10 protein-coding genes are annotated in these 7,714 nt (G+C 71.8%); all 10 read left to right on the top strand.

Annotation, left to right across the window (positions count from 1 at the left end):
- The first annotated feature begins 38 nt into the window (after positions 1–38).
- The 10 genes from ssuE to WDZ95_RS16385 all read left to right on the top strand — a co-directional run bounded on the left by ssuE (position 39) and on the right by WDZ95_RS16385 (position 7,703).
- A complete protein-coding gene (gene ssuE, locus WDZ95_RS16430) occupies positions 39–623 on the top strand; it encodes an NADPH-dependent FMN reductase (RefSeq protein ID WP_166229426.1) in 585 nt (194 codons plus the stop codon).
- Between the two features lie 126 nt (positions 624–749).
- Positions 750–944 (top strand): hypothetical protein, encoded by a 195-nt coding sequence (locus WDZ95_RS16425; RefSeq protein ID WP_166229424.1) that lies wholly within the window; start codon positions 750–752, stop codon positions 942–944.
- Between the two features lie 38 nt (positions 945–982).
- Complete coding sequence (locus WDZ95_RS16420; RefSeq protein WP_166229422.1) at positions 983–1,936, top strand: sulfonate ABC transporter substrate-binding protein; 954 nt, start codon at positions 983–985, stop codon at positions 1,934–1,936.
- 17 nt (positions 1,937–1,953) lie between these two features.
- Positions 1,954–3,117, top strand: a complete 1,164-nt coding sequence (gene ssuD / locus WDZ95_RS16415) for an FMNH2-dependent alkanesulfonate monooxygenase (protein ID WP_166231467.1) — start codon at positions 1,954–1,956, stop codon at positions 3,115–3,117.
- A 12-nt stretch (positions 3,118–3,129) separates the two neighbouring features.
- Complete coding sequence (gene ssuC, locus WDZ95_RS16410; protein WP_425779947.1) at positions 3,130–3,912, top strand: aliphatic sulfonate ABC transporter permease SsuC; 783 nt, start codon at positions 3,130–3,132, stop codon at positions 3,910–3,912.
- A gap of 38 nt (positions 3,913–3,950) precedes the next feature.
- Complete coding sequence (locus WDZ95_RS16405; RefSeq protein ID WP_425779945.1) at positions 3,951–4,913, top strand: aliphatic sulfonate ABC transporter substrate-binding protein; 963 nt, start codon at positions 3,951–3,953, stop codon at positions 4,911–4,913.
- 4 nt (positions 4,914–4,917) lie between these two features.
- Positions 4,918–5,727 carry an ATP-binding cassette domain-containing protein gene (locus WDZ95_RS16400; protein WP_425779943.1) on the top strand — a complete coding sequence of 270 codons (810 nt, stop codon included), beginning with the start codon at positions 4,918–4,920 and terminating at the stop codon, positions 5,725–5,727.
- Positions 5,728–5,762: 35 nt separating this feature from the next.
- Positions 5,763–5,978, top strand: coding sequence for a TOBE domain-containing protein (locus WDZ95_RS16395; protein WP_166229414.1), 216 nt, complete (start codon positions 5,763–5,765; stop codon positions 5,976–5,978).
- Positions 5,978–7,021 carry a methionine ABC transporter ATP-binding protein gene (locus WDZ95_RS16390; protein WP_425779941.1) on the top strand — a complete coding sequence of 348 codons (1,044 nt, stop codon included), beginning with the start codon at positions 5,978–5,980 and terminating at the stop codon, positions 7,019–7,021. The genes WDZ95_RS16395 and WDZ95_RS16390 overlap by 1 nt, the downstream gene beginning before the upstream one ends.
- Complete coding sequence (locus tag WDZ95_RS16385; protein ID WP_287468557.1) at positions 7,014–7,703, top strand: methionine ABC transporter permease; 690 nt, start codon at positions 7,014–7,016, stop codon at positions 7,701–7,703. The genes WDZ95_RS16390 and WDZ95_RS16385 overlap by 8 nt, the downstream gene beginning before the upstream one ends.
- Positions 7,704–7,714 lie beyond the last annotated feature (11 nt).

The following is a 7,714-nucleotide window of genomic DNA, read 5'->3' as shown; positions in this document are numbered from 1 at the left end:
AAGCCCCGCGCTGTCACACACCCCAGGGAAGCCTCACCGTGTCCGTCCTCCTCATCGCCGGCAGCCCGTCCGAGCACTCGCGCTCCGCCGCCCTGCTCGACGCCGTGGCGCAGCGCCTGGGCCTGCGCCAGGCGCTGATCGACCGGCTGCGCATCCGCGACCTCTCGCCGCAGGCGCTGCTGCTGGCCGACACCACGCACAAGTCGGTGCAGCACGCGCTGGCGCAGGTCGAATCGGCGCGCGCCGTGGTGGTGGCCACGCCGGTCTACAAGGCCGCCTACAGCGGCGTGCTCAAGGTCTTCCTCGACCTGTTGCCGCAAAGCGGGCTCAAGGGCAAGGCGGTGCTGCCGCTGGCCACCGGCGGCAGCCCGCACCACATGCTCGCGCTCGACTACGCGCTGCGCCCCGTGCTGCAGTCGCTGGGCGCGCGCCACATCCTGCCCGGCGTCTACGCCAGCGACGCCCAACTGCCCAAGGGCGACAACGGCGACTACGGCAGCACGCCCGAGCTCGACCAGCGCCTCGACGAGGCCGTGCACCACCTGCTGCAGGACGGCCTGCGAATGCCGCCCTCGGGCGCCTTCGCACCGGTGCCCTTCGCGCAGGTGCGATGTAGCGTCTGACGCCCGCGGCACGCCCGCCGCGCCGCGTCTTCACCGATCCCCTCCCCCCTTTGTTTTCAGCCACCGCGCGGGTGGCCGGGACGGCCGTTGCCTGCTCGCGCCTGCGCCCCTCCGAAAGGACCGCCCATGAGCCAACTGCTCGATCACCTGGCCCAGGCCGAAGCCGGCCCCTGGCCCACGCACGACCACGCCACCCCGGCCGCAGCCGAGGCGCCCGCGCCGCTGAGCGCGCGTTTCACGCGCTGGGCCTGGGCCGCGCTCGCCGCGGTCATCGGGGCCTTCGGCCTCGCGCTGCTGCTGCTGCCCGTGCCCACGCCCTGAACCCGCTTCACGCCCTTCCTCGAACCAGGAGCCTCGCCATGACCCTCTTCCAACCCAACCGCCGCCGCTTCGTGCTCACCGGCGCGGCCGCCGCCGCCACCACCGCGCTGCCGGCCTTCGCCCAGTCGCCCGCCAGCGCCCCGCGCGTGCTGCGCGTGGGCCACCAGAAAGGCCTGCTGAGCCTGCTCAAGGGCCGCGGCACGCTCGAACGCCGCCTGGCGCCGCTGGGCGTGAAGCTCAGCTGGACCGAGTTCACCGCCGGCCCGGTGCAGCTCGAAGCCCTCAACGTCGGCTCGATCGACTTCGGCGACGTGGGCGAGGCCCCGCCCATCTTCGCGCAGGCCGCCGGCGCGCCGCTGGCCTACGTGGCCGCCACCGTGCCGCGCCCCGCGGCCGAGGCCGTGCTGCTGCCCAAGGACTCGCCCATCAAGACCGTGGCCGACCTCAAGGGCAAACGCGTGGCCTACAACAAGGGCAGCAACGTGCACTACTTCCTCGTGAAGCTGCTCGAGAAGCACGGCCTGAAGTACGAGGACGTGCAGTCGGTCTTCCTGCCCCCGGCCGACGCGCGCGCCGCCTTCGAGCGCGGCGCCGTCGACGCCTGGGTGATCTGGGACCCCTTCCTGGCCGCCGCCGAGGTGGGCCTGAACGGCCGCATCCTGGCCGACGCCACGGGTGTGGTGAACAACCGCGGCTACTTCTTCTCCTCGCTCGACTACGCCGCGAAGAACGCCGACGTGATCAAGGCCTTGATCGAAGAGATCAACCAGATCGACCAGTGGGGCAGCGCGAACCGCGACGCGCTGGCCGCCGAGTTCGCGCCGCTCTGGGGCCTGCCGCGGCCCGCGGTCGATCGCTCGGTGGGCCGCGCGCAGTACGGCACCGGCCCCATCACGCGCGCCGTGCTGCAGGAGCAGCAGGCCATCGCCGACACCTTCTTCAACCTCAAGCTCATCCCCAAGCGCATCAACGTGCTGGAAGCCGCCGTCTGAGAGCACCCGCCATGTCCTTGAAACTTTTCTGGTTCATCCCCACGCACGGCGACAGCCGCTACCTCGGCACGGCCGAGGGCGCGCGCGCGCTCGACCACGGCTACCTCAAGCAGGTCGCCCAGGCCGCCGACAACCTCGGCTACGAAGGCGTGCTGATCCCCACCGGCCGCTCGTGCGAAGACCCCTGGGTGGTCGCCGCGAGCCTGCTGCCCGTGACGCAGCGCCTGAAGTTCCTGGTGGCCGTGCGCCCCGGCCTGCACCAGCCCGCGCTCGCCGCGCGCATGGCCGCGAGCTTCGACCGCCTCTCAAACGGCCGGCTGCTGATCAACCTCGTCACCGGCGGCGACCGCGCCGAGCTCGAAGGCGACGGCGTGTTCCTCGACCACGAGCAGCGCTACGAACAGTCGGCCGAGTTCATCCGCATCTGGCGCGAGATCCTCGCGCGCAGCCACCGCGGCGAGGCCTTCGATTACGAGGGCGAGCACCTGCAGGTCAAGGGCGCGAAGCTGCTGTTCCCGCCGGTGCAGCGGCCGCACCCGCCGGTGTACTTCGGGGGTTCGTCCGAGGCCGCGCACGAGCTCGCCGCCGAGCAGGTCGAGACCTACCTCACCTGGGGCGAGCCGCCGGCCGAGGTCGCGAAGAAGGTGGCCGACGTGAAGGCCCGCGCGGCGAAGCACGGCCGCACGGTGAAGTTCGGCATCCGGCTGCACGTGATCGTGCGCGAGACCGAAGAAGAGGCCTGGGCCGACGCCGAGCGCCTGATCAGCCGGCTCGACGACGAGGTGGTGGCGCGCGCGCAGGCCGCGTTCGCGAAGATGGACTCCGAAGGCCAGCGCCGCATGGCCGCGCTGCACGCGGGCGGCGCCAAGCGCTCGCGCGCCGACCTCGAGATCAGCCCCAACCTCTGGGCCGGCGTGGGCCTGGTGCGTGGTGGGGCCGGCACCGCGCTGGTGGGCAACCCGCAGCAGGTGGCCGAGCGCATCCAGGAATACGCCGCGCTCGGGCTGGAGAACTTCATCTTCTCGGGCTACCCGCACCTCGAAGAGGCCTACCGCTTCGCCGAGCTGGTGTTCCCGCTGCTGCCGCGCGCGCTGCAGGAGAAGCTGCCCGGCCAGGTGCTCAACGGCCCCTTCGGCGAGACCGTGGCCAATGTGTACGTGCCGCGCGCAGCGCAGAGCTGAGCGGTGGAGTCCATGAGCGTGCGACTCGCTTCATCGAACGCCGCGCAGCGGCTGCTGCCCTGGGCGGTGCCGCTGGCGCTGATCGCGCTGTGGCAGCTGTCCTCGCTGCAGGGCTGGCTGTCCACGCGCGTGCTGCCCGCGCCCTGGGATGTGCTGCGCGCCTTCTGGGCGCTGGCCGAATCGGGCGAGCTCTGGAAGCACGTGAAGGTCAGCGCGGGCCGCGCGCTCGCGGGCCTGGCCATCGGCGGCGGCCTGGGCCTGCTGCTGGGCCTGCTCACGGGCTCGGTGCGCTTCTTCGAGACCCTGCTCGACTCCACGGTGCAGATGGTGCGCAACATCCCCGCGCTGGCCATGATCCCGCTGGTGATCCTGTGGTTCGGCATCGACGAGGCCGCCAAGCTGTTCCTGATCGCGGTCGCGGTGTTCTTCCCGATCTACCTCAACACCTACCACGGCATCCGCAACGTCGACCCGGGCCTGATCGAGATGGGCCGCACCTACGGCCTGTCGCGCTGGGGCCTGTACTGGCAGGTGATCCTGCCGGGCGCGCTCTCGTCCATCCTGGTGGGCCTGCGGTTCTCGCTCGGCCTGATGTGGGTGATCCTGATCGTGGCCGAGACCATCTCGGCGCAGTCGGGCATCGGCTACCTCACGATGAACGCGCGCGAGTTCCTGCAGACCGACATCGTGCTCGTGGGCATCCTGCTCTACGCCGCGCTCGGCAAGCTCGCCGACGTGTTCGCCCGCACGCTCGAACGCGCGTGGCTGCGCTGGCACCCCGGCTACCAGACATGACACCCCCTTTCTCCAACGCTTCTTCTGACAAGGTCACCATGTCTTCGACCTCCCTTCCCCGCCGCGGCGCGCTCGGTGCGCTCGCGGCCCTCGCCGGCGGCCTGGCGTTCGCGCAGGGCAGCGCCCCGCGCACCGTGCGCATCGGCTACCAGAAATCGTCCACGCTGATCGCGGTGCTGCGGCTGCAGGGCACGCTCGAGCAGCGGCTGGCGCCGCTGGGCGTGTCGCTGAGCTGGCACGAGTTCACCAGCGGCCTGCCGCTGCTCGAAGCGCTCAACCTCGACAACCTCGACTTCAGCGCCGACGTCGCCGACACCGTGCCGGTGTTCGCGCAGGCCGCGGGCGCCAGGCTCAGCTTCGTGGCCCAGGAAGCGCCTTCGCCCACCGCCCAGGCCATCCTGGTGCGCAGCGACTCGCCGCTCAAGACCGTGGCCGAGCTCAAGGGCAAGCGCGTGGGCTTCGCCAAGGCCGCGGGCGCGCACTACCTGCTGATCGCCGCGCTCGAAAAAGCCGGCCTGTCGTTCGCCGACATCACGCCGGCCTACCTCACGCCGGCCGACGGCCGCGCCGCCTTCGAGCGCGGCGCGATCGACGCCTGGGTGGTGTGGGACCCGTTCCTGTCGGCCGCGCAGGTCCAGGCCAACGCGCGCGTGCTCGCCGACGGCACCGGCCTGGCCTCGTACACGCGCTACTACCTCGCGAGCACGCGCTTCGCGCAGGCGCGCCCCGACGTGCTCAACGTGATTTACGCCGAGCTCGAAAGAACCGGCCGCTGGGTCAAGGCCCAGCCCAAGGAGGCCGCGGCCCTGCTCGCGCCTTTCTGGGGCCTGGACCCGGCCATCGTCGAGCGCGCCAACGCGCGCCGCAGCTATGCGGTGCGCGCGGCCACGCCGCAGAACATCGCCGAGCAGCAGAAGATCGCCGACGCCTTCTTCGCCGAGAAGCTGCTGCCGCGGCGCGTGGACGCGCTCGACATCGGCCTGTTCCAACCGCAGGGCTGAGGCGATGGCGAACCCGGACCTGACAGCGGGCGGCCTGCGCCTGGAACTGCGCGGCCTCTCCAAGCGCTTCGGCCCGCGCGAGGTGCTGCGCGACAACCACCTGGTGATCGAGCCTGGCGAGTTCGTGGCCATCGTGGGCCGCAGCGGCTGCGGCAAGAGCACGCTGCTGCGCCTGGTCGCGGGCCTGGAAACCCCCAGCGCGGGCGAGCTGCGCGTGGACGACCAGCCCGTCCAGGGCCTGCGCGAGGACACCCGCATCATGTTCCAGGACGCGCGCCTGCTGCCCTGGAAACGCGTGCGCGACAACGTGGCCCTGGGCCTGCCGCCCGAGCGCCAGCCAGACGCCGAGGCCGTGCTGGCCCAGGTCGGCCTGGGCGACCGGCTCGCCGACTGGCCGGCCCGGCTCTCGGGCGGCCAGCGCCAGCGCGTGTCGCTCGCGCGCGCGCTGGTGCACCAGCCGCGCCTGCTGCTGCTCGACGAACCGCTGGGCGCGCTCGACGCGCTCACGCGCATCGAGATGCACGAACTCATCGAAGGCCTGTGGAAACGCCACGGCTTCACCGCGCTGCTGGTCACGCACGACGTGCAGGAGGCGGTGGCCCTGGCCGACCGCGTGATCCTGATCGAGGACGGCGCGATCGCGCTCGACGAGCGCGTGCCGCTGGCCCGCCCGCGCTCGCGCGGCGACGCGGCCTTCGCCGCCATCGAAAAACGCATCCTCGACCGCGTGCTGCAGCAACCCGACGCCGCGCCGCCCTCGAACGAGCCGCGGTGGCTGCCCACGCCCGCGCACGCGCTGCGCTGGGCCATCTGATCCCTTTCTTCATTCCCCCCTTTCAGGAGATTCCCATGTCCATTCAAGCCATCAACGTGCGCAACCAGTTCAAAGGCAAGGTGCGCGAAATCATCTTCGGCGACGTCGTGTCCGAGGTCGATGTGGAAACGCCCTGGGGCATCGTCACCTCGGTCATCACCACGCGCTCGGTGAAAGACCTGGGCCTGCAGGTCGGCTCCGAGGTGGTCGCCCTGGTGAAGTCCACCGAAGTCTCGATCGCCAAGCTCTGATGATCGAACTCGAGGGCATCCACCAGACCTACCGCGGCCCGCAGGGCCCGGTGCACGCGCTGCGCGGCATCGACCTGCACGTGGCGCGCGGCGAGGTCTTCGGCGTCATTGGCCGCAGCGGCGCGGGCAAGAGCTCGCTGGTGCGCACCATCAACCTGCTCAACCGGCCCACGCAGGGCCGCGTCACGGTGGCCGGGCGCGAACTCACCGCGCTCGACGCCCGCGGCCTGCGCGAGGAGCGGCGCGGCATCGGCATGGTGTTCCAGCACTTCAACCTGCTGAGCTCGCGCACCGTGTACGGCAATGTGGCGCTGCCGCTCGAACTCGAAGGCCTCGACGCCGCCGCGATCCGCGCGCGGGTGGGCCCGCTGCTCGAGCTCGTGGGCCTGGCGGGCCTGGCCGACCGCTACCCGGCGCAGATCAGCGGCGGCCAGAAGCAGCGCGTGGGCATCGCGCGCGCGCTCGCCAGCCGGCCGCAGGTGCTGCTGTCCGACGAGGCCACCTCGGCGCTCGACCCCGAGACCACACGCGCCATCCTGGCGCTGCTGCAGCAGATCAACCGCGAGCTCCAGCTCACCGTGGTGCTCATCACGCACCAGATGCAGGTCATCAAGCAGGTGGCGCACCGCGTGGCCGTGCTCGAGGCCGGCGAGGTGGTGGAGCAGGGCGAGACGCTGCAGGTCTTCAGCCGGCCCGCGCACCCGATGACGCGCAGCCTGCTCGATGACGTGGTGCCGCGCGAACTGCCGGCCCACGTGCTCGAGCGCGTGCGCGCGCTGCTCGCCCCGGCGCACGGCCACGGCGGCGCGAGCCTGCTGCGTCTGGTGTTCGCCGGCGCGGATGGCGACCGCCCGCTGCTGTCCGACCTGGTGCGCCGCTTCGGGCTCGACCTGAACATCGTGCACGGCCAGATCGACGAGGTGCAGGGCCTGCCCTTCGGCTCGCTCGCGGTGCTCGCGCGCGGCGCGCACACCCAACTGCAGGCCGCCATCGGCCACCTGCGCGCCGCCGGCGTGCAGGTGCAGGAGATCGCCCATGCTTGAGACCCTGCTCACCCGGCTCGACACCTGGTTCCCCGCGCCGCTGCGCGAGCTCTTCCTCACCTCGCTCGGCGAGACCGCCGTCATGGTGGGCCTCTCGGGCCTGGTGGGCGCGCTCATCGGCATCCCGCTGGGCGTGCTGCTGCGCCTCACCGACCACGGCGGCGTGCTGCAGAACCTGGCCTTCAACCGCGCCGTGGGCGGCGTGGTGAACGCGGTGCGCTCCACGCCCTTCATCATCCTGCTGGTCGCGATCATCCCGTTCACGCGCTGGATCACGGGCTCGTCGATTGGCACCGCGGCCGCCGTGGTGCCGCTGACGATCGCGGCCGCGCCCTTCATCGCGCGCCTGGTCGAGGCCTCGCTGCGCGAGGTCGATGCCGGCCTGATCGAGGCCGCTCAGGCCATGGGCGCCACCACGCCGCAGATCGTCTTCAAGGTGCTGCTGCCCGAGGCCGTGCCCGGCATCGTGGCCGGCCTGACCATCACCCTGGTGAGCCTCACCGGCTACTCCGCCATGGCCGGCGCCATCGGCGGCGGCGGCCTGGGCGACCTCGGCATCCGCTACGGCTACCAGCGCTTCCTGCCCGAGGTGATGGTCGCCGTGGTGCTCATCCTCATCGTGTTCGTGCAGGCGGTGCAAAGCGCGGGCGACGCGCTGGTGCGCCGCCTCAACCACCGCTGATTCATTGTTCC

Source organism: Hydrogenophaga sp. T2, assembly GCF_049843535.1.
GTDB lineage: Bacteria > Pseudomonadota > Gammaproteobacteria > Burkholderiales > Burkholderiaceae_C > Hydrogenophaga > Hydrogenophaga crocea.
The sequence above is the reverse complement of the archived record's forward strand: the minus strand, read 5'-3'. Positions and strand labels throughout refer to the sequence as shown.